20 protein-coding genes and 1 pseudogene are annotated in these 20,485 nt (G+C 72.8%); 8 read left to right on the forward strand and 13 right to left on the reverse strand.

From position 1 onward, the window contains the following. Positions 1–12 precede the first annotated feature (12 nt). Both ACWCV3_RS14135 and ACWCV3_RS14140 read left to right on the forward strand, forming a co-directional pair. Positions 13–1,005, forward strand: coding sequence for a small ribosomal subunit Rsm22 family protein (locus ACWCV3_RS14135; protein WP_451222863.1), 993 nt, complete (start codon positions 13–15; stop codon positions 1,003–1,005). 168 nt (positions 1,006–1,173) lie between these two features. Then, positions 1,174–1,917 (forward strand): bifunctional DNA primase/polymerase, encoded by a 744-nt coding sequence (locus ACWCV3_RS14140; RefSeq protein WP_451222865.1) that lies wholly within the window; start codon positions 1,174–1,176, stop codon positions 1,915–1,917. 28 nt (positions 1,918–1,945) lie between these two features. Here ACWCV3_RS14140 and ACWCV3_RS14145 read toward each other — a convergent pair whose 3' ends face one another. From ACWCV3_RS14145 to efeO, 4 genes are all read right to left on the reverse strand, one after another. Beyond that, positions 1,946–2,911, reverse strand: a complete 966-nt coding sequence (locus ACWCV3_RS14145; RefSeq protein ID WP_451222867.1) for a hypothetical protein — start codon at positions 2,909–2,911, stop codon at positions 1,946–1,948. 77 nt (positions 2,912–2,988) lie between these two features. After that, positions 2,989–3,831: an iron uptake transporter permease EfeU gene (efeU, locus tag ACWCV3_RS14150; protein WP_451222869.1), complete on the reverse strand. Its 843-nt coding sequence runs from the start codon at positions 3,829–3,831 to the stop codon at positions 2,989–2,991. Positions 3,832–3,834: 3 nt separating this feature from the next. Then, entirely contained in the window at positions 3,835–5,088 is a 1,254-nt protein-coding gene (efeB, locus tag ACWCV3_RS14155; protein ID WP_451222871.1) for an iron uptake transporter deferrochelatase/peroxidase subunit, read from the reverse strand. A 17-nt stretch (positions 5,089–5,105) separates the two neighbouring features. Next, positions 5,106–6,242 (reverse strand): iron uptake system protein EfeO, encoded by a 1,137-nt coding sequence (gene efeO, locus ACWCV3_RS14160; protein WP_451222873.1) that lies wholly within the window; start codon positions 6,240–6,242, stop codon positions 5,106–5,108. A 212-nt stretch (positions 6,243–6,454) separates the two neighbouring features. On the opposite strand from efeO, the gene ACWCV3_RS14165 reads away from it, so the two are divergent. Next, positions 6,455–7,099 carry a PhzF family phenazine biosynthesis protein gene (locus ACWCV3_RS14165; RefSeq protein ID WP_451222875.1) on the forward strand — a complete coding sequence of 215 codons (645 nt, stop codon included), beginning with the start codon at positions 6,455–6,457 and terminating at the stop codon, positions 7,097–7,099. Positions 7,100–7,185: 86 nt separating this feature from the next. On the opposite strand, the gene map is transcribed toward ACWCV3_RS14165, so the two are convergent. Further along, a complete protein-coding gene (map, locus tag ACWCV3_RS14170) occupies positions 7,186–8,043 on the reverse strand; it encodes a type I methionyl aminopeptidase (protein WP_451222877.1) in 858 nt (285 codons plus the stop codon). Positions 8,044–8,101: 58 nt separating this feature from the next. Between map and ACWCV3_RS14175 the strand changes: the two genes are divergently transcribed. Next, positions 8,102–8,332 (forward strand): hypothetical protein, encoded by a 231-nt coding sequence (locus ACWCV3_RS14175; protein ID WP_451222879.1) that lies wholly within the window; start codon positions 8,102–8,104, stop codon positions 8,330–8,332. A 63-nt stretch (positions 8,333–8,395) separates the two neighbouring features. Here the strand turns inward: ACWCV3_RS14175 and ACWCV3_RS14180 are convergent, their stop codons facing one another. Then, a complete protein-coding gene (locus ACWCV3_RS14180; RefSeq protein ID WP_451222881.1) occupies positions 8,396–8,992 on the reverse strand; it encodes a hypothetical protein in 597 nt (198 codons plus the stop codon). Between the two features lie 127 nt (positions 8,993–9,119). Here ACWCV3_RS14180 and npdG point away from each other — a divergent pair, with 127 nt between their 5' ends. Further along, positions 9,120–9,845 carry an NADPH-dependent F420 reductase gene (gene npdG / locus ACWCV3_RS14185; RefSeq protein WP_451222883.1) on the forward strand — a complete coding sequence of 242 codons (726 nt, stop codon included), beginning with the start codon at positions 9,120–9,122 and terminating at the stop codon, positions 9,843–9,845. A 63-nt stretch (positions 9,846–9,908) separates the two neighbouring features. Continuing rightward, positions 9,909–10,106, forward strand: coding sequence for a hypothetical protein (locus ACWCV3_RS14190; RefSeq protein WP_451222885.1), 198 nt, complete (start codon positions 9,909–9,911; stop codon positions 10,104–10,106). On the opposite strand, the gene ACWCV3_RS14195 is transcribed toward ACWCV3_RS14190, so the two are convergent. After that, positions 10,096–10,896: a site-2 protease family protein gene (locus ACWCV3_RS14195; protein ID WP_451222887.1), complete on the reverse strand. Its 801-nt coding sequence runs from the start codon at positions 10,894–10,896 to the stop codon at positions 10,096–10,098. The two genes, ACWCV3_RS14190 and ACWCV3_RS14195, sit on opposite strands and share 11 nt — an antisense overlap. A 152-nt stretch (positions 10,897–11,048) precedes the next feature. On the opposite strand from ACWCV3_RS14195, the gene ACWCV3_RS14200 reads away from it, so the two are divergent. Then, entirely contained in the window at positions 11,049–14,333 is a 3,285-nt protein-coding gene (locus ACWCV3_RS14200; RefSeq protein WP_451222889.1) for a BTAD domain-containing putative transcriptional regulator, read from the forward strand. 26 nt (positions 14,334–14,359) lie between these two features. On the opposite strand, the gene ACWCV3_RS14205 is transcribed toward ACWCV3_RS14200, so the two are convergent. From ACWCV3_RS14205 to ACWCV3_RS14215, 3 genes and pseudogenes are all read right to left on the reverse strand, one after another. Continuing rightward, positions 14,360–15,181: an ABC transporter permease gene (locus tag ACWCV3_RS14205; RefSeq protein ID WP_451222891.1), complete on the reverse strand. Its 822-nt coding sequence runs from the start codon at positions 15,179–15,181 to the stop codon at positions 14,360–14,362. After that, positions 15,178–16,203 carry an ATP-binding cassette domain-containing protein gene (locus tag ACWCV3_RS14210; RefSeq protein ID WP_451222893.1) on the reverse strand — a complete coding sequence of 342 codons (1,026 nt, stop codon included), beginning with the start codon at positions 16,201–16,203 and terminating at the stop codon, positions 15,178–15,180. The genes ACWCV3_RS14205 and ACWCV3_RS14210 overlap by 4 nt, the downstream gene beginning before the upstream one ends. A 90-nt stretch (positions 16,204–16,293) precedes the next feature. After that, a pseudogene (locus tag ACWCV3_RS14215) lies at positions 16,294–16,482 on the reverse strand (ADP-ribosylglycohydrolase family protein); the annotation flags it as partial. A 76-nt stretch (positions 16,483–16,558) separates the two neighbouring features. On the opposite strand from ACWCV3_RS14215, the gene ACWCV3_RS14220 reads away from it, so the two are divergent. Further along, the gene (locus tag ACWCV3_RS14220; protein WP_451222895.1) at positions 16,559–17,152 is read left to right on the forward strand and encodes a YdeI/OmpD-associated family protein; all 594 of its coding nucleotides are present in this window, start codon (positions 16,559–16,561) and stop codon (positions 17,150–17,152) included. 80 nt (positions 17,153–17,232) lie between these two features. On the opposite strand, the gene ACWCV3_RS14225 is transcribed toward ACWCV3_RS14220, so the two are convergent. From ACWCV3_RS14225 to ACWCV3_RS14235, 3 genes are all read right to left on the reverse strand, one after another. Further along, complete coding sequence (locus tag ACWCV3_RS14225) at positions 17,233–18,447, reverse strand: MFS transporter (RefSeq protein WP_451222897.1); 1,215 nt, start codon at positions 18,445–18,447, stop codon at positions 17,233–17,235. A gap of 98 nt (positions 18,448–18,545) precedes the next feature. After that, positions 18,546–19,598: an endonuclease/exonuclease/phosphatase family protein gene (locus ACWCV3_RS14230; protein ID WP_451222899.1), complete on the reverse strand. Its 1,053-nt coding sequence runs from the start codon at positions 19,596–19,598 to the stop codon at positions 18,546–18,548. Between the two features lie 187 nt (positions 19,599–19,785). Beyond that, positions 19,786–20,415: a TetR/AcrR family transcriptional regulator gene (locus ACWCV3_RS14235; RefSeq protein WP_451222901.1), complete on the reverse strand. Its 630-nt coding sequence runs from the start codon at positions 20,413–20,415 to the stop codon at positions 19,786–19,788. Positions 20,416–20,485: the final 70 nt, after the last annotated feature.

Here is a 20,485-nt window from a genome sequence, read left to right on the forward strand (position 1 = left end):
GAGAATCCTCGGGTGAACGCCCCCGCCTCCGCCGCCGATACGCTCCGCTCCACCCTCGCCGGGATGCTGGACGGGTTGCCGCCCCGGCAGGCGGCCTCCGCCGTCGAACGGCTCATCAGCAACTACCGGGGGGACACCCCGACGAACGCGCCGATTCTGCGGGACCGGGCCGATGTGGCGGCCTACGCCGCGTACCGGATGCCGGCGACGTTCGAGGCGGTGCGGGCGGCGCTGGAGGCGTTCGCCGACGCGGTGCCCCAGTGGGTGCCGGGGAGCCACGTGGACCTCGGGGGCGGGACCGGTGCCGCGACCTGGGCGGTGGCCGCCACCTGGGACGGGGAGCGCCCGGTGACCGTGCTGGACTGGGCCGAGCCCGCACTCGCCCTCGGGCGGGAGATCGCCGGTTCGCACCCCGCCCTGCGCGGCGCCGAGTGGCGGCGGGCCCGGATCGGGGCGGCGCTCGAACTGCCGGAGACCGATCTGGTCACCGTGTCCTACGTCCTCAACGAGCTGTCCGCACCCGACCGGACCGCCCTGGTCGAGGCCGCCGCCGCTGCCGCGCATTCCGTCGTCATCGTGGAGGCCGGGACCCCGGCGGGCTACGAGCGGGTCATCGAGGCCCGTGACCGGCTGATCGCGGCCGGTTTCCGGGTCGCCGCGCCCTGCCCGCACAGCGCGCCCTGCCCGATCGTGCCCGGCGCCGACTGGTGCCACTTCGCCGCGCGGGTCAGCCGCTCCTCGCTGCACCGGCAGGTCAAGGGCGGTTCACTGGCGTACGAGGACGAGAAGTTCAGCTACGTCGCCGCGACGCGGCTGCCCGCCGGTCCGGCCCCCGCGCGCATCGTCCGGCGGCCGCAGATCCGCAAGGGGCAGGTTCTGCTCGATCTCTGTGAGGCGGACGAGCGGTTGCGGCGGACGACCGTCACCAAGCGGCACGGCGAGCTGTACCGGGCGGCCCGTGACGCCGACTGGGGCGATGCCTGGCCACCGCCGGGGGACGAGTAGCCCCACCGCGCGGCTTTCCCTGGCAAAGAAGGGGGAAAATCGTGCATACCCCTTCATTGTGAGGTATGTCTCGCTGGCTTCCTTCATATCCGCGCTCGGCCCCTCCGTGGCGCAGGATGATGGGACGATGAGGCAAGCTGTCCGCACCACAGCGAGGCGAGGGGACAGATGAGCGCGACGTTCGGCGGCCGGTCCGGCCGGCAGAGCAGGATCTCCCAGTGGCTGCGCGGACGGCGTCCCAAGGACGAGACCGTCGACGACGGTGGCCGCGAGTCGATGCTGCTCGCCACCGCCGGGGCGGGGCTGCCGCTGGCGCCCGCCGCCTACCCCGCGCCCGGCTACGGCTGTTCCTGCGACCGCGTAGGCTGTCCCACCCCCGCCCGGCACCCGGTGTCCTTCGCCTGGCAGACCCAGTCGACGACCGACCGCGCCCAGATCGAGCGGTGGGCGCGTGATCAGCCCGAGGCCAACTTCGTCACCGCGACCGGTATGACCCACGACGTGCTCGATGTCCCGCTGGACGCCGGACGCGCCGCCCTCGACCGGCTGCTCGGCGAGGGGGTGGAGGTCGGGCCCGTCGCCGAGAGCGATGAAGGCCGCATGCTTTTCTTCACCCTGACCCGGGGTACGCCCGAGGACGAGGACGAGTGGTGGCCGTGCGAGCTGGACTGCCATCCCGAGACGATGGACGAGCACCCCGGTCTGCGCTGGCACTGCCGCGGCTCCTACGTCCTGGTCCCCCCGGCCCGTCTCCCCGGCGCCCCGTCCCGCGGGGTGCGCTGGGTCCGGGGCCCGGAACATGCGCTGCCGGAGCCGCTGACGCTGCTGGAATCCCTGACGGACGCCTGTGCCCGCCACATCGGTACGGAACCCGACCACCAAGCGGCCGCACCCTGGCCCTCCCGCCACTGAGGCCCCAGGCCTCCGAACGGGCCCGGCGCTACTCGCCCTGCGCGGCGGTCAGCCCCTGCACTCGTCCCACCACCGACACCGGCCCGCCGTCCGCAGGGTCGATCGCCGCCTGGTTGGAGACGAACTCCAGGGTCAGGGACTGTTTGACCTCGCCCCTGGTGAGGGCCTGGACGTCGCGGTTGGGTACGGCCACGGACGTGCCGGCGGCGGCCGTGCGCTTCTCGTAGTGGTGGGAGGCGAAGAAGACGAGCGTGCCGCCGTCCGACGTCCGAAGGGCCAGGGGGGCGAAGGCGTCGCGGGTCAGTGGCTCGTCGACGTACTGCCGTACCAGCCCCGGTCTGCGGGCCTGCCGGGCGCGAAGCGTCCGCCATCCACTGGTACTCGGACCGTCGGCGAACGTGCTGCCCCCGTCCCGCAGGTACTCCGCGTACCGCGAACTGAGGTCCTCGGCGGGCACGGCCTCGGCCCAGCCGTCCGCGCCCACCCGGAACCCGGGCACCTGCTCGGCGGGGACGAGCGTCAGGTACGCCACCCGCCAGGCCTCACCCGGACCGCTGCGCACGAACACCATCAACCACCGTGCGGAACCCCCCTTGTTGCCCCGGGCGTCGGCGACGAACCAGCGAGGCCAGCCCGGCTTGGCCGGAATGGTGAACTTCGCGTCGGTCAGAGTCAGCGGAGTGTGCCTGGGGTTCCCGCCCGGACTGTTCGTGTGCGCGGCCTTCAGCCGCGCGGAGTCGATCGCGGCGAACGCCCCGGTGACGTACCCGGCGTCGAGAGAGGAGTCGTAGGCCCGGTCGGCCTCGTTGTACGCGTCCGTGAACCGGTCCAGAGCGCGCGCCGCCTCCGCCCGGCTCGCCGCCGGCAGCACCTCCCGCTCGCCGTGCACCACGACACACCCGCTGGTCATCAGTGCGAGGACGGACAGTGAGGCCGCTATGCGTGCCCTCCGGTTCCGGCCGCGAGGACCACGACCGCTGCGATTCGTGCTCATCAGGCGATGTCACCTTCCCCTTCCCGGAGGCGAACCCTACCGGGAGGGGAGGAGCGCCAGGCCCCCCGAGGGGCCGCCTACTTCGCCGCGCCGGCGACCTGCCCGGCCGTACGGCGCGGGACACGGGAGGGGAGCAGGAACAGCGTCAGCACCGGCACCAGATACAGCAGCCACACCGTGAGCTGGACCACCGTCGGGTCGGGCTGGAAGTTGAAGACGCCCTTCAGCAGCGTCCCGTACCAGCTGTCCGGCGGAATCGTGTCGCTGATGTCGAAGGCCAGGTTCGTCAGCCCCGGCACCCAGCCCGCCTCCTGGAGGTCGTGGACGCCGTACGCGAGGACACCCGCCGCGACCACGACGAGCATCCCGCCGGTCCAGGTGAAGAACTTCGCCAGGTTGATGCGCAGCGCGCCCCGGTAGAACAGCCACCCCAGCAGCACCGCCGTGGCGATACCGAGGGCGACGCCGATCAGCGGGCGCGGAGTGCCGTCGCTGGCCGCGTGCACCGACGCCCACACGAACAGAGCGGTCTCCAGGCCCTCCCGGCCGACGGCGAGGAACGCGGTGGCGACCAGCGCCCCCGTACCCATCGCGAGGGCGGCGTCGAGACGGCCGTGCAGCTCCGACTTCAGGTGCCGGGCGGTGCGCCGCATCCAGAACACCATCCACGTCACCAGGCCCACCGCGATGATGGACAGCGAGCCGCCCAGCGCCTCCTGCGCCTCGAAGGTCAGCTCCTGCGAGCCGAACTCGAGCGCGCAGCCGAAGCCCAGGGCCAGCGCGACCGCGATGGCGATGCCGGTCCAGATCGGCCGCAGCGCCTCGCGGCGGCCGGTCTTGACCAGGTAGGCGATCAGGATGCAGACGACGAGCGACGCCTCGAGGCCCTCGCGCAGACCGATCAGATAGTTGGAGAACACGGACTACGCCTCCTCGGAGAACAGCGTCCGGCCCCACCAGTCGTGGGAGTCACGGACACCGGGCGGGACCGCGAAGACCGCCGAACCCACGTGCTGGATGTAATCGTTGAGCGCGTCGTGCGCGGAGAGCCGCCGCTGGAGCGGGATGAAGCCCTCACGCACGTCACGCTGGTAGGCCAGGAAGAACAGCCCCGCGTCCAGGCGGCCGAGGCCGTCCGTGCCGTCGGTGAAGGAGTAGCCCCGGCGCAGGATGGTGATCCCGCCGTTGGAGTCGGGGTGTGCCAGCCGCACATGGGCGTCCGGCTTCATCGCCTTGAGGAACGGCGCGTCGTGCTCCTTCGCCTTCCCGGCGGGCGCTCCCTCGCCCTTGTCCCGGCCGAACACGTCCTCCTGCTCCTGGAGCGAAGCCCGGTCCCAGGTCTCGATGTTCATCCGGATGCGGCGGGCGACCAGATACGAACCCCCCGTCATCCAGGCCGACTTGGCGTCACCGTCCGACTCGGACACCCAGACGTGCTTGTTCAGCCGGGCGGTCTCGGTGCCCGCGATGTTGCGGGTGCCGTCCTTGAAGCCCATCAGGTTGCGCGGGGTCTGGGCGTCCGGCGTGGTGGAGGAGGTCTTGCCGAACCCCAGCTGGGACCAGCGCACCGCGACCTTGCCGAAGCCGACGCGGGCGAGATTGCGGATGGCGTGCACCGCCACCTGCGGATCGTCCGCGCACGCCTGCACGCAGAGGTCGCCCCCGGTGCGGGAGGCGTCCAGGTTGTCGCCGGGGAACTTCGGCAGGTCCGCGAGCGCGTCCGGCCGCCGGCCGGCCAGGCCGAACCGCTCGAAGAGGGAGGGCCCGAAGCCCAGGGTGAGGGTCAGCCGCGAGGGGCTGAGGCCCAGCGCCTCGCCGGTGTCGTCCGGCGGCGCTTCGGCGAGCCCGCCGTACGCGCCCTCCCCGACCGGCTTGCCCGCGGTCATCAGCCGGGCCGCCGCCGTCCAGTCCTTGAGCAGCTGCACGAACTCGGCGCGGTCGTCCGTCTTCACGTCGAACGCGGCGAAGTGCAGCCGGTCCTGCACCGGGGTCGCGATGCCCGCCTGATGCGCGCCGTGGAACGCCACGGCACGGTCCGGCGCCGCCGACGCCGGGCTCAGGCCGCCGTCGGAGAGCGCCACACCGCCACCCGCCGCGGCGGCGCCGAGCGCGAGCCCGGCACCACCCCAGCCGATCAGCGCGCGCCGCGAGGGGGCGCCTCGCTCCTTCTCACTCATCGTCCTGGCTCCCGTGCTTACTTGACGACCGCGGCGGCGAGCTTGGAGAGCGGCTCGGCCAGGGCGTTCACCGCGTCGGACAGCTCCTTGCGCTGGTCCTTGCCGACCTTGTCGTAGGAGACGAAGTCGTAGGAGTCCTTCGCGGGACGGTACTTGTCCAGCAGCTTGTCCAGCGCCGCGAACTGCTTGTCCAGCTCGCCGGTGAGCGACGGTTCGTTCTTGGCCGCGACCGGCTTCAGCAGCTCGTACGCCTTCTGCGCGCCCTCGACGTTGCCCTTGAAGTCGACCAGGTCGGTGTGCGCGTAGCGGTCCTCCTCGCCGGTGACCTTGCCGGTGGCGACCTCGTCCAGCAGCTCCTTGGCGCCGTTGGCCATGGAGGTCGGGGTGATCTCGGCCTCGCCGACCCGGTGCTGCCAGTCCTTGAGGTCGGTGACCAGGCCGGCGGCGAGCTTCTTGTCCTCGGCGCCGATCTTCCCGTCCTGCCAGAGGGACTTCTCCAGCCGGTGCCAGCCGGTCCACTTCTGACCGTCCTCCAGGCCGTCCGCGCGGGCGTCGACCTTGGGGTCGATGTCGCCGAAGGACTCGGCGACCGGCTCGGTGCGCTCCCAGCCCAGCCGCGAGGGCGCGTACGCCTTCTTCGCGGCGCCGAGGTCGCCGGCCTGGACCGCCTTGGCGAAGGTCTCGGCGAGCGGGACCGTCTTGTCGGCCTGGTCCTGGGCGTACTGGCGGTACCCGGCGACCGCGGCGTCCAGCGCCGGGTTCCGCCGAGCGGACTTGCCCGAGCCGGTCACGTCGAGCTTCTGCCGGATGCCGTGGCCCTTCATGCCGGGACGGCAGGCGATCTCGTACGAGCCCGCCTTCACCTCGGCGGTCAGCGTGTACCTGGTGCCCGGCCCGATGTTCTCCTTCTCGGAGACGATCCGGTCGTCGGGGAAGACGATCTCGACCTCGGTGGCGCGCGAGCCCTTGTTCTCGATCTTCAGGGTGACCTGGCCGGCCGGCACCGACTTCGCCGAGGTGTCGCACCGGCTGTCCGCGGCAGTGACCTCGATGGCGTCGCCGCCCTTGGCGTCGCTCTTGGCGGTACAGGCCGACAGGGCGGTCAGCGCGGCGGCCGCGGTGGCGGCGATCGCGATCGGACGGGCGGCTCGCATACGGGCTCCAGGCGGTCAGGGCGGCATGAACCCGCCCGCTCGTTCGGTGAGGCTTGCCTAACTTACCCGACCCTTAGTCCGTCCGTCCCCGCCGGGTACCGGATTCGGCCGCCTGGAAAAGATCACAGACACGACTTGATGTCGCCGATCAAAAAACGATCTCAAGCAATGGCAAAGAAAAGGTCAAGCGGCCGTGATGCTTGAATGCACCGGTGACTGACTACGACGTGCTCCGGGTCTTCTGCGGCCCCAGGGGCGGCTACGGAAACGAACTGGGCGTCGTCCGCGAGGGCTCGCGGGTGCCCGGACGGGACGACCGGCAGGCGCTCGCCGCCAAACTCGGCTTCAGCGAGACCGTGTTCGTGGACGACCCCGAGCGCGGAGTGATCGACATCTACACCCCCGCCTCGCGGCTGCCCTTCGCGGGCCACCCCTGCGTCGGCACCGCGTGGCTGCTCGACGTGCCCGAACTGGTCACGCCCGCCGGGGAGGTCGGCACCCGGCTGGACGGCGAGTTCACCTGGATCGAGGCCCGCGCGGAGTGGGCCCCGCCGCGCACCCTGCGCCAGTACGCGAGCGCCGCCGAGGTGGACGCCCTCGAGGTGCCGCCGCCGGGGGAGTGGATCTACGCCTGGGCCTGGGAGGACGAGGCGGCGGGCCGGGTGCGCGCCCGCGCCTTCCCCGGCCGGGGCGACGGCATCGACGAGGACGAGGCGACCGGCGCGGCCGCCCTGCTGCTGACCGACCGGCTCGGCCGCGCCCTCAACATCACCCAGGGCCGCGGCTCCCAGATCCTCACCGCCCCCCAGCCGCACGGCTGGGTGGAGGTCGGCGGCCGGGTCGTGCTGGAACGCTGACCCCTGGGGTCTTTCGTTCGGATCAGGCCGGATCAGGGGGGGCGGCACCGGCCCCCGCGAGCCCGGCATGATCCGAACGAGAGGCCCTAGGGCAGCGTGAGGATGTCCGCGCCGGTGTCCGTGACCACGAGGGTGTGCTCGAACTGGGCCGTGCGCTTGCGGTCCTTGGTGACCACGGTCCAGCCGTCGTCCCACATGTCGTACTCGTGGGTGCCGAGGGTGAGCATCGGCTCGATGGTGAAGGTCATGCCGGGCTGGATGACCGTGGTGGCGTGCGGGGAGTCGTAGTGCGGCACGATCAGCCCGGAGTGGAACGACGAGTTGATGCCGTGACCGGTGAAGTCCCGCACCACGCCGTAGCCGAAGCGCTTGGCGTAGGACTCGATGACCCGGCCGATGATGTTGATCTGCCGGCCGGGCCTCACCGCCTTGATCGCCCGGGCCAGCGCCTCGCGGGTCCGCTCGACCAGCAGGCGCGACTCGTCGTCCACCTCGCCCACCAGGTAGGTGGCGTTGTTGTCGCCGTGCACCCCGCCGATGTAGGCCGTGACGTCCAGGTTGACGATGTCGCCGTCCCGGAGCACCGTCGAGTCCGGGATGCCGTGGCAGATGACCTCGTTGACCGAGGTGCACAGCGACTTGGGGAAGCCCCGGTAACCCAGCGTCGACGGATAGGCCCCGTAGTCGCACATGTAGTCGTGCGCGACCTTGTCGAGCTGGTCCGTGGTGACACCGGGGGCGATGATCTTCGCCGCCTCCGCCATGGCCCGCGCGGCGATCCGGCCGGCGGTACGCATCGCCTCGATCGTCTCGGGCGTCTGCACCTCCGGACCGGTGTACGGCGTGGGCGCGGGCTTTCCCACGTACTCCGGGCGGCGGATGTTCCCGGGCACCGGGCGGGTGGGGGAGAGCTCCCCTGGTACGAGCAGCGACTGGCCAGACATGCCAGCGAGTCTAACCAGCGGGCATGGGGGAACATGTGGGTGGCGAGAGGAGTCGTTGATGTCCCTGTTCAAGAAGCGCGCCCAGGGCAAGCCGGGCGAGTGGTACTACTGCCTGGAGCACAAGAAGGTCGAGGAGGGCCCCGACTGTCCCGGCAAGGACCGTTTCGGCCCCTACGCCTCCCCGGACGAGGCGCGCCACGCCATGGAGACCGCCCGAGAGCGCAACGCCGACTGGGAGACCGACCCGCGCTGGCACGACACCCCGGCCGACGAGTCCGGCAAGGACTGACGCCGCTCCTTCGTGCGTGTCCACGAGCCGCTCCCGCCCTCGGCGGGGGCGGCTTCGCGCTTCTCACCACGGCGCCGCCGGCGGCGCCGTCAGGGTCTCCGCCAGCCGGGACAGCCGGTCCCTGAATCCCCGGCGTGCCCTGGGCGGCCCCGCGTTCTCCCCGGCCGCCGCGCTCACCAGGTGCTGAACGCTGTCCAGGTCCAGTTCCGCGCCGTCCGGCACCGCGAGCGCCTCGTGCGCCATCGCCGCCAGCTCGCCCCCGCCCGCCCCCAGGGCCAGTACCGTCACTCCGGCCCGCCGAGCGCTGTGCACCCGTTCCAGCAGCGCGGCCGGTTCATCCGGCGCCACCACCAGCAGCGTCTCGCCGCGCCGGGCCTCCGCGATCCGGCCCGGGCCCACCGCCAGATGCGCCGGGTCACCGGGGCGGGCGTGGTGACGGACCAGCGTGGGGGCCAGCTCGGGCGTGCCGGACCAGGCGGCCTCGTCCACCAGGTGCGCGGCCAGGTGCCAGGGTTCGTACTCCTCGGTGCCCGCCAGCAGCAGGCCGCCGCCGTGGGCCGTCACCGAGCCCCGCAGCACCCCGGCGAACCGCCGGGTGGCACCCAACCACTCGGTCCCGGCGAGCACTTCGCGCAGCAGCGCGACCCGTACGGCGTCCATGGGGCCGCATCCTGCCGCAACCGGTCACTCCCGCACCGCAGTTCACGCATGGTTCACCCCTGCGGGTACCCGCGACGCGGCGCACCCTCGCCGGGTGACGGCTCCGGCCCGGACGTAGAGTCGGCCCATGACCTCCAGCGACAGCGCACAGCAGAGCGGTTCCGCCCCCGCGAAGGCCCCCGCCAAGGACCCCTGGGACCTGCCCGACGTCTCCGGGCTGACCGTCGGCGTCATCGGCGGCACCGGACCGCAGGGCAAGGGCCTCGCCCAGCGGCTCGCCAAGGCCGGCCAGAAGGTGATCGTCGGCTCCCGCTCCGCCGAGCGGGCGCACGCGGCCGCCGAGGAGCTCGGCCACGGCGTCGAGGGCGCCGACAACGCCGAGACCGCCCGCCGCAGCGACGTCGTGATCGTCGCCGTGCCGTGGGACGGCCACGCCGACACCCTGAAGTCGCTCCGCGAGGACCTCGCGGGCAAGCTCGTCGTGGACTGCGTCAACCCGCTCGGCTTCGACAAGCAGGGCGCCTACGCGCTCACCGTGGAGGAGGGCAGTGCCGCACAGCAGGCCGCGGCGCTGCTCCCGGACTCCCGCGTCACCGCCGCCTTCCACCACCTCTCCGCCGTCCTCCTGGAGGACCCGGAGATCGAAGAGATCGACACCGACGTGATGGTCCTCGGCGACAAGCGGGCCGACACCGACATCGTGCAGGCCCTCGCCGCCCGCATCCCCGGCATGCGGGGCGTCTTCGCCGGGCGGCTGCGCAACGCCCACCAGGTGGAGGGGCTGGTCGCCAACCTGATCTCCACGAACCGCCGCTACAAGGCGCACGCCGGGCTCCGCGTCACCGACGTGTGACGGTGCCGGTCCGATGGGGGACACTGGACGGCGTAGCAGTGTCCCCCGACAGGAGCCGACCCCATGCCCCGCATCGCCCTCGTCACCCTCGCCGTCTGCGTGCTCGCGGTGGCCGCGGCCGTCGTGTCCTTCGTCCAGGGAAGCTGGCTGGGGATCGTCTGGGTGCTGCTGGCGGGCCTGACGTCCAACATGACGTTCCTCGCGATCCGGCGCGAACGGGCCAGGTCGGGCGGCGCCGGCGGCGGGTCCGTCACGGGATGACCGAGCACACCTGCGGGGTCTCGGTCCAGAAGCGGTAGAGGTAGTAGCCGCAGTCGGAGAAGGCGCCGTCCACGCCCAGCGCGCTCAGCAGGGTGTAGATCACGTCGAAGAACACCCGGTTGACCGAGGGCACCCACAGCAGCGCGAACACGATCAGCAGGCCGAACGGGGCGATCGGCTCCACCTGCCGCTTGATCCCGTTCGACAGCCAGGGCTCGATCACCCCGTAGCCGTCCAGGCCCGGCACCGGCAGGAAGTTCAGGACCGCCGCCGTGACCTGGAGCAGCGCGAGGAACGCCAGCGCGTACCGGAAGTCGCGCGGGACGCCGTCCAGCGCGTGCAGCCAGAACGGCGCCGTGCACACCGCCGCGAACAGCACGTTGGTCAGCGGACCGGCCGCCGAGATCAGGCTGTGCCGCCAGCGGCCCCTGATCCGGCCCCGCTCGATGAAGACCGCGCCGCCCGGCAGCCCGATCCCGCCCATGATCACGAACAGCACCGGCAGCACGACGCTCAGCAGGGCGTGCGTGTACTTCAGCGGGTTCAGCGTCAGATAGCCCTTGGCCCCGACGGAGACGTCCCCGCTGTGCAGGGCGGTACGGGCGTGCGCGTACTCGTGCAGACACAGCGAGACGATCCAGGCGGCCGTCACGAACAGGAACACCGCGAGCCCCGGCTGCGCCGCGAACCCCGTCCAGGTCGCCCAGCCCGTCACCGCCGCGATGGCCACGATTCCGGCGAACACGGGACTGATCCGGCGGTCGCCGGCACGCGAGAGGGCGGTGGTCATGGGGCTCCTGCCTACGGATGAGTGCTGGGGGTCGACCGTACCGGTGATGTGGGGGCAACGTCCCGCCCCCGCCTCGGGGTTCCGGGCCGCCCGCCACGTCGTCACGCGGCGCGGTGAAACCCTGAGGCGCCGCGGGTGCGTCCCCGGAGACAATGGACTCCGTGCGCTATCGGCTCCTCGGCACCACGCAGGCCCTCCGCCCGGACGGCACCTCCGTCCCCGTCGGCGGAGCGCGGCTGCGCGCCCTGCTGACGGTGCTCGCGCTTCGCGCGGGCCGGACCGTACCGGCCGGGTTGCTGGTCGACGAGGTGTGGGGGGCCGACCCGCCCGCCGACGCGCCGGGCGCCCTCCAGGCGCTCGTCGGGCGGCTGCGCCGGGCCCTCGGTGCGGACGCCATCGCCTCCGCCGACGGCGGGTACCGGCTCACCGCCGCCCCGGACGACGTGGACCTGGCCCGCTTCGACCGGCTCACCGGCGACGGCCGCCGTGCCCTCGACGACGGCGACCCCGCCAAGGCCGCCGCCCTCCTCGACGACGCCCTCGCCCTGTGGCGCGGCCCGGTCCTCGCCGACCTGCCCGACCGCACCGCCGACGCCGCCCGCTGGGAGACCCGCCGGCTGGACGCGCTGCGCGCCCGGCACACCGCCGCGCTCGCCCTCGGTCACGCCGAGTCGTCCCTGCCCGAGCTGGCCGCCCTGTGCGACGGACATCCCCTGGACGAGCCCCTGCAGGCCCTGCGGCTGCGCGCCCTGCGCGACACCGGCCGCACCGCCCGGGCGCTGGCCGCCTACGAGGACGTACGCCGGCTCCTCGCCGACCGGCTGGGCTCCGACCCCGGCGCCGAGCTGCGCGCGCTGCACGCCGAGCTGCTGGCCGGCACCGCGCCCGGACCGGTGGCGCCGGCGCCGGCGGCCCCGGCCGGGCTCCGGACCGCGCCGGGCAACCTGCCCGCCCGGCTGACCTCCTTCGTCGGCAGGGAGTCCGACATCGACGCCATCGGCGCCGACCTCGCCGGCTCCCGCCTCGTCACGCTGCTCGGGCCCGGCGGGGCGGGCAAGACCCGGCTCTCCCTCGAGGCCGCCGAGGCGGTCCGGGACACCGTGCCCGACGGGGCCTGGCTCGCCGAACTCGCGCCCGTGGACGACCCCGACGCCGTACCGCAGGCCGTGCTCACCGCCATCGGCGCCCGCGAGACCGTGCTGCACGGCGCGGGCGTCGACAGTGTGCGCGCGGCCTCGGACCGCCGGGACGACCCCGTCGCACGGCTGGTGGAGCACTGCGGTCGGCGCCGGATGCTGATCATCCTGGACAACTGCGAGCACGTCGTGGACGCCGCCGCCCGGCTCGCCGAACGCCTGCTGGCCGACTGCCCCTCCCTCACCGTCCTCGCCACCAGCCGCGAACCCCTCGGTGTGCCGGGAGAGTTGCTCAGGCCCGTCGAGCCGCTGCCCGAGCCGGTGGCGCTGCGGCTGCTCGGCCACCGCGGCGCGGCCGCCCGGCCCGGCTTCACGGTGGCCGAAGACTCCGAGGCGTGCGCGGAGATCTGCCGGCGCCTCGACGGTCTGCCGCTGGCCATCGAGCTGGCGGCCGCCCGGCTGCGCATGCTCACGCCACGCCAGATCGCGGACCGGCTGTACGACCGGTTCCGGCTGCTCACCTCCGGCAGCCGCACCGTGCTGCCCCGCCAGCAGACCCTGCGCGCGGTGGTCGACTGGTCCTGGGACCTGCTCGACGCCGACGAACGCGAGGTGCTCGGCAAGCTGTCGGTGTTCGCGGGCGGCTGCGACCTGGCCGCCGCCGAGGCCGTCTGCGGACCGGTCGCGCTGGACGCCCTCGGCTCCCTGGTCGACAAGTCCCTGGTGGTGGCCGCACCCTCGGCCGGTTCCGCGATGCGCTACCGGCTGCTGGAGACCGTCGCCGAGTACGCCGCCGAACGGCTGGACGAGAGCGGCGAGCGTGCCGCCGCCGAGCGCGCCCACCTCACCTACTACCGCGAACTCGCCCGCACTACGGACCCGTTGCTGCGCGGCCGCCGCCAGCGCGAGGCCATCGAGCGCATCCAGGTGGAGTACGAGAACCTGCGCACCGCCCTCCGGCACGCCGTCGCCCTGCGCGACGAGCAGGAGGGACTGTGCATGGTGCTGTCCCTGCTCTGGTACTGGCAGATGCGCGACCAGCGCCTGGAGGTACGTGCCTGGTGCGGGGAGGTCATGGCGCTCGGCCCCGACCCCTTCGCGGAACCGGCCGCCCCCGCCCGGCCGGTGTGGACGCGCGGGACCGAGAACCCGCCCCCGCTCACCGGCGAGGACCTCGCCGAGGCCCGGCGCGGCCTGCACCTGGCCCACCTCGCCTGCATGGACACCGACATGGAGGCGTGGCAGACCCCGGCGGCACGGGACAAGCTGATCGCCGTCACCGAGGTGTACCGCCCGGGCCTGCCGCAGACCTGCCGCTCGCCCGGCATGCTCTGGTGGTTCGCGGAGATGCTCGCCCACGGCGTGGCCCGGCTGCCGGAGATCAGCGACGCCGCCGTGCGCACCTGCCGGGAGACTCCCGGCTACGAGTGGGAGCTGGCCGGCGCCCTCCAGGCCCGCGCCAACCTGCTCGCCAACCGGGCCACCTGGGCGGGCGACGCCACCCGTGACGCGGACGAGGCACTGGAGATCTACCGGCGCCTCGGCGACGACTGGGGACTGGCCGAGGCGCTGTCCGCGCGCGGCGAGGCACATGAGCGCCAAGGGCGGTACCGCGAGGCCGCCGCCGACTACGAGGGCGCCATGGCACACGCCGAACATCTCGGTGCCCGGGCCCAGATGGCCGTCCTCGGCGCCCGCCTCGGCAACGTGCTGCTGGAGGCGGGGGACGAGGAGCGCGGCGAACGGCTGCTGCACGAGGTCGTGCACGAACTGGACGGCAGGCACAGCGAGGCCATGCCGATGGCCCGGCTGCATCTGGCGTCCTGGCTCCTGGTCACCGGCCGCCCGTCCGAGGCGCGCACCCAGCTCACGCTGCTGCGCGAGGAGTTCGTGCTCGCCCGGTTCATCGTCTTCGACGCCATGATCCTGGCCCAGGAAGCCTGGCTGGACGCGGAGGAGGGGCACTTCGAGCGCGCGCTGGACGGCGTCCGCCGGGCGCTCGGCCTGGCCGGCGACTCGCTGTGCGAGGTGGTGGCACCGCAGATGCCGAGCGTCTGCCTCACCGTCGCGGCGCTCGCCCTGGCCCTCGTCCCCGGCGGCTCCCGTGCCCTGGACGCCGCCCGCTGCCTGGGCGCCTCCTCGGCACTGATGCCAAAGGGGCATCTGCGGCCGCGGGTGGAGCAGCGGGCGTACGACCGCACCACCGCGCGGATCCGTGAAGTGCTCGACGCGAGCGCGTTCGGCGCCGCGTACGCCGAGGGCGGTGGCCTCTCCCTCGTGGAAGCCACCGCCCTGGTGTGAACCGGCGGACCGTACGCCGGTGAACGTCAGGTCCTGGTGCGGAACTTGTGGATGGCGACCGGTGCCATCACCGCGGTGATCGCCGCCGACCAGGCGATCGTGACCCACAGGTCGTGGGCGACCGGGCCGCCGACCATCAGGCCGCGCGCCGCGTCCGCGAGCGTGGACAGCGGGTTGTAGTCGGTGAACGCCTGCAGCCAGCCGGGCATCGACTTGGTCGGCGCGAAGATGGACGAGCCGAACTGGAGCGGGAACAGCACCAGGAAGCCCATCGCCTGCACGGACTGCGCGCTCTTCATGACCACGCCCAGGGTGAGGAACACCCACATGATCGAGGACGCGAACAGCGTGGCCAGACCCACGGTGGCGAACAGCCCCGGCCAGCTCGTGATGTGGAAGCCGACCAGCACGGCGACGACCATCAGCACGGCCGTGGCGAACAGCATCCGGCCCAGCTCCACGGCGAGCTTGGCGAAGAGCACCGAGCCCCGGCCGATCGGCAGCGAGCGGAACCGGTCCATGACCCCGCTGTTGAAGTCCTGGCTGAAGCCGGTGCCGACGCCCTGCGACATCGTCATGCTCATCATCGCCAGCATGCCGGGGATGACGTACTGCACGTACCGCTCCTGGCCGCCGCCGAGTGCCTGGCCGATCGAGCCGCCGAAGACGAACACGAACAGCAGGGTGAAGACGACGGGCATCAGCAGCGCGTCGAACATCGTCTCCGGGTCCTGCTTGATCCACAGCAGGTTGCGGCGGACGAGGGCGCCGGTGTGCCGCAGGTGGCCGCGCAGGGTGATGCGGGAGTTCGCGAGCGGTACGGGCGGGACGGTCGTGGTGGCGCTCATACGGCGACCTCTTCGCGGGAATCGGCGGGCGCGGCGTCCTCGGCCGCACTGGCGCGGTGGCCGGTGAGCGAGAGGAACACCTCGTCCAGGCTGGGGAGTTCGGTGACGACGGAGGAGATGGTGATGCCGCGCGCGGTGACCGCGCCGACGACCGCGGTGAGCTGCTCGTCGCTGAGGACCGGCACCAGCAGCGTCCCGGTCCGTCTGTCCACGGTGGTGGTGGCCAGGCCGGTGATGCCCAGCTCGTCCAGCGTGGTGGCGAGCGGCTCCAGCTGGAGCGGGTCGACGGGGCGGACCCGCAGGGTGCGGCCGCCGACCTTCGCCTTCAGCTCCTCGATCCGGCCGCCCGCGACGACCGTGCCCCGGTCCACCACGGTCAGCTCGGAGGCGAGCTGTTCGGCCTCCTCCATGTACTGGGTGGTGAGCAGCACGGTCACGCCCTCACCGACCATCGCCTTGACCTCGTCCCAGACCTCGTTGCGGGTCCGGGGGTCGAGGCCGGTGGTGGGCTCGTCCAGGAACAGCACCTGGGGGCGGCCGATCATGGAGGCGGCCAGGTCCAGGCGCCGCCGCATGCCGCCGGAGTAGGTGGAGGCGGGGCGCTTGGCCGCCTCGGTCAGGGAGAAACGCTCCAGCAGCTCGTCGGCGCGGCCGCGGGCGTCCTTGCGGGACAGGTCCAGCAGCCGGCCGATCATGTACAGGTTCTCCCAGCCGGGCAGCTTCTCGTCCACCGAGGCGTACTGCCCGGTCAGCCCGATCACCCGGCGGAGCTGACGGGGCTGCCGTACGACGTCGTACCCGGCCACGAGCGCCTCGCCGGCGTCCGGGGTGATCAGCGTGGACAGAATCCGTACCAGGGTGGTCTTCCCGGCGCCGTTCGGCCCGAGCACCCCCATCACGGTCCCCTCCCGGACCTCCAGGTCCACCCCGTCCAGCGCCTTGGTCTCGCCGTAGTGCTTGACCATCCCCCGTACGGACACCGCGGAACGGCCGCCGCCGGGGTTCTCGTCGATTCGCGTCATGGGAAGGACTGTGTCAGGAGGCACCGACAAAGCACCGACACGCGGCCGACAGGGCCCTCGCCGGGCGGCCCGGCCTGTCGGCGCCTCCCGCTACGTCACTGGCGGCAGCGGTTCACGGGCCGCGTGCCAGGCGGGCGGAAGGGCGGCGACGCCGGTGCGGGCGGCGATGACCCCGCCCGCGATGGCGCAGGTCGTGTCGATGTCACCGCGCCCGGCGACCGTGATCCACAGGCCCTCCTGCGGGTCGTCCGGGTGCCCTGCCGCGCACCACAGGGCGTACGCGCGCCGACTGCCCCGTACACCGGTTTCCAGGGCTCCGGGGCCGCGGCCCGAACGCGTCACGATTGTCACAGGGGTGTGGTTCGCTGCTCGGGTGACCCAGGACCCGGAGATCGTCGCGTTCGAATCCGCCGAGGCGTTCGAGGCATGGCTCGGCGAGCACCACGCCGTCTCGCCCGGCATCTGGCTCAAGCTGCGCAAGAAGGGCCCGGGAATCGTCGCGCTGGACTACGCCCAGGCGCTCGACGTGGCTCTCTGCCACGGCTGGATCGACGGCCGGAAGACCAGGTTCGACGACCAGTGGTGGCTCCAGCGGTTCACCCCGCGCAGGCCGCGCAGCCGGTGGTCCAAGGTCAACCGGGACAATGCGGCCGCCCTGGTCGAACAGGGCCGGATGCGGCCGCCGGGGCAGGCCGAGATCGACCGCGCCAAGGCGGACGGCCGCTGGGATGCGGCCTACGACAGCGCGCGGACCGCCACGGTGCCGGACGACCTCATGGCGGCCCTGGCCGCCCACCCGGCCGCGGCGGAGTTCTTCGAGGGACTGGACCGGCAGAACCGCTACGCGATCCTGTACCGAGTCCAGGAAGCCAAGAGGGCCGAGACCCGGGCACGCCGGATCGAGAAGTACGTGGCGATGCTGGCGAAGGGCGAAAAGCTCCACCCCTGAGCGCCGCCACGGCCCTCAGGTCCCGTCCGTCCGCTGCCACAGCGGATGAACGGGGCCTGAGGGGCAAGCGGGGGCGGGGTTCAGCTGTGCACCTGCTCCTGCGTCCCGGGAACGTGCGCTGCCACGAGCCGGCCCGCAGGGGCGGACGCCCGCCGCCGGTCCACCCCGTAGGCGACGCCTGCGACACCCAGGCCGAGTACCGCCAGCGCCGCGCCCGCCAGCGCGGGCGACGTGACGCCGAACCCCGCCGCCAGGGCGAGCCCGCCGATCCACGCGCCGCCGGCGTTCGCCAGGTTGAAGGCGGCCTGGTTGGCGGAGGAGGCGAGGGAGGGGGCCGCGGCGGCCTTCTCCATGACCATGAGCTGCAGCGGCGAGCCGGTGACGAACGCGGCCATGCCGAGCAGGGACACCGCGAGCGCCGCGCTCCACTCGGCACGCATCAGCACCGGGAACAGCGCGAGGACGACGCCGAGCGCGGCCAGACCGCCGAACAGCGTGCCCCGCATCGCGTGGTCGGCGAGGCGTCCGCCGAGCAGGTTGCCCGCGGTGGCCCCGACGCCGAACAGTGCCAGCAGCAGCGTCACGCTGGCCGGTGCGAACCCGGCGGATTCGGTCAGCATCGGGGTGACGTAGCTGTACGCGGCGAACAGCGCGCCGAAGCCCGCGACCGTGGTGCCGAGCGCCAGCCAGACCGGCAGCGACTTCAGCGCGGCCAGCTCGTGACGCAGCCCCGCCGCCGTGGCGTGGCCGTGGTCGCGCGGTATGAGCAGGGCGAGCGCGGCTATCGCGGCCAGGCCGATGGAGCTGACCCCGAGGAAGGTGGCCCGCCAGCCCAGGTGCTGGCCCATGAGCGTGGCCACGGGTACGCCCGCCACGTTGGCGACGGTCAGCCCCAGGAACATCAGGGAGACCGATCGTGCCTTGCGCTCCGGCGCGACCATGCCGGTGGCGACGACCGCGCCGACGCCGAAGAAGGCGCCGTGCGGCAGGCCGCTGAGGAAGCGGGCGGCGAGCAGGGACTCGTAGCCGGGGGCGAACGCGGAGAGCGCGTTGCCCGCGACGAACACGGCCATCAGGCCGATCAGCACCGTGCGGCGGGACATCCGGGCGGTCACGGCGGCCAGCAGCGGAGCGCCGATGACCACGCCCAGCGCGTACGCCGAGACCAGGTGCCCGGCGGTCGGGATGGATATGTGCAGGTCGTCCGCGACGTCGGGCAGCAGGCCCATCATCACGAACTCGGTGGTACCGATGCCGAAGGCGCCCACGGCGAGGGCGAGCAGGGCCAGGGGCATGAAGGGACCTCTCAGAACGTAAGTGCCGTACAGGGCTCGGGGGAATCGTCTATGTTCCCGTACGGAACAAAGTCTTTCAAGGTCAGTATTCCTGCGGGTTACGACGGCATGTCGAGCTTCACACGAGCTGCCACCGGGAGGTGGTCGCTGTTGGTGCGCGGCAGGGTCCAGGAACTCTCCGGTTCGACGCCCTTGACCATGATCTGGTCGATCCGTGCCATCGGGAACGCGGCCGGCCAGCTGAAGCCGAAGCCGCTGCCCGCCGCACCCTGCGTGGAGCGGAGCTGTGAGGTCACGGCGTTGAGCGAGCGGTCGTTCATCGTGCCGTTCAGATCGCCGAGCAGCACGACCCTGGTGAGGGGCTCGTCCGCGATGGCCTCGCCGAGCGCGTCGGCGCTCTTGTCGCGCTGCCGGGCGGTGAACCCGGCCTCCAGCTTCACCCGCACCGAGGGCAGGTGCGCGACGTACACCGCGACCAGCCCGTCCGGGGTGGAGACGGTGGCGCGCATCGCCCGCTTCCAGCCGAGCTTGATGTCGACCGGCTCGACCTGGCTCATCGGGTACCTGCTCCACAGCCCGACCGTGCCGACCACGGAGTGGTAGGGATACGCGGCCCTGAGCGCGCCGGAGTACACCGGCACGGCGGAGGCGGGCAGCTCCTCCAAGGCGACCATGTCGGCGCCGGAGGCGGAGACGTCGCGGGCGGTGGCGGCCGGGTCCGGGTTGTCGGCGTTCACGTTGTGGGTGGCCACGACCAGGTCGCCGCCGGTGCCCGACTTGTCGGAGAGCAGCAGCCCGCCGAAGAGGTTCAGCCAGACGATCGCCGGGAGCAGCACCGCGATCAGCGCGGTGGCGGAGCGCCGGACGAGGCCGAGCACCAGCAGCACCGGGATCGCCAGGCCCAGCCAGGGCAGGAAGGTCTCGATCAGGCTGCCGAGGTTGCCGAGCCGGTTCGGGACGCGCGAGTGGACGACCATCACCAGCGCCAGCAGCAGCGCGAGCGCGGCGGTGACCAGCCCGCGCCGCCAGATCCGCGGGTCGCCGCGCCAGCCGCCGAACAGGCGGTGCGCCAGGCGCCGAAGCCGGGACACTGGTCGCTCGGGCCCCGAGCCGCCGTTGTCCGTCTCCGTCATGTACGCCTGCTGCGCCATACCGTGCCTCACTGCCTGCCGTGCACTCCGTCATCCCCCCGTGTGTCTGTACGACCCTAGGGGATGCCGGGCTCCGTTCCGCCGTCCCATGACGGCCGTTCGGAAGACGATGACGTACGAGGCGGCGCCGTCAGTTCCGGAAAGCCCTTCCGGAAAGGGTTTCTGTGACGAAACGCGCACATCCGGGCTACTGCGCCGGGGGCCTGACGGGCCGTAGGCCGGCGAGCAGCGTGTCGACGATCTCCTCCGCGAGCTCCTCCGGCAGGTCGGCGTCGGGGCGCAGGACGGTGCGTACGAGCATGGCGCCGACGAACATGTCGTTGGCCAGCTCCACGTCGACGTCGGTGCGCAGTTCCCCGTCGCGCTGGCCCCGGCGCAGCACGTCCAGGGCGAGGGCGCGGCGGGGCGCTATGACGCCCGCCTCGTACGCGGCCCAGATGCGGGGGCTGCACTTCGCCTGGACGTAGACGTTGTGCATGATCGCCGAGGAGCGGCTGACCAGGCCCCGGCGGCGCAGGGTCTCCAGCAGGACGACGAGGTCGTCGCGCATGGAGGTGCCGGGGAGTTCCGGGTCGGGGGGTTCGGCGGCCCGCATGACGTCGACGAACAGTTCCTCCTTGCCGCTCCACCGGCGGTAGATGGTGGCCTTGCCGACCCCGGCCGTGCGCGCGACCCGCTCGATGGAGAGGTCGGCCAGCGGTACGCCGTCCTCCAGCAGCTTCATCACGCCCTCGATGATGGCGTGCTCCACGGCCTCGCTGCGGGGCCTGCCCCGGGGGGTGGCGGGCTGCGCGGGCCGGTCTGCGGCAAGGCTCACGTCTACGTCGTCCTCTCGGTGGTGCTGCGGGAGATTCTCCCGCAGCGGCAGCCTCCCCCGCCGGATGCCC

This window comes from Streptomyces sp. NPDC001781 (assembly GCF_053596035.1).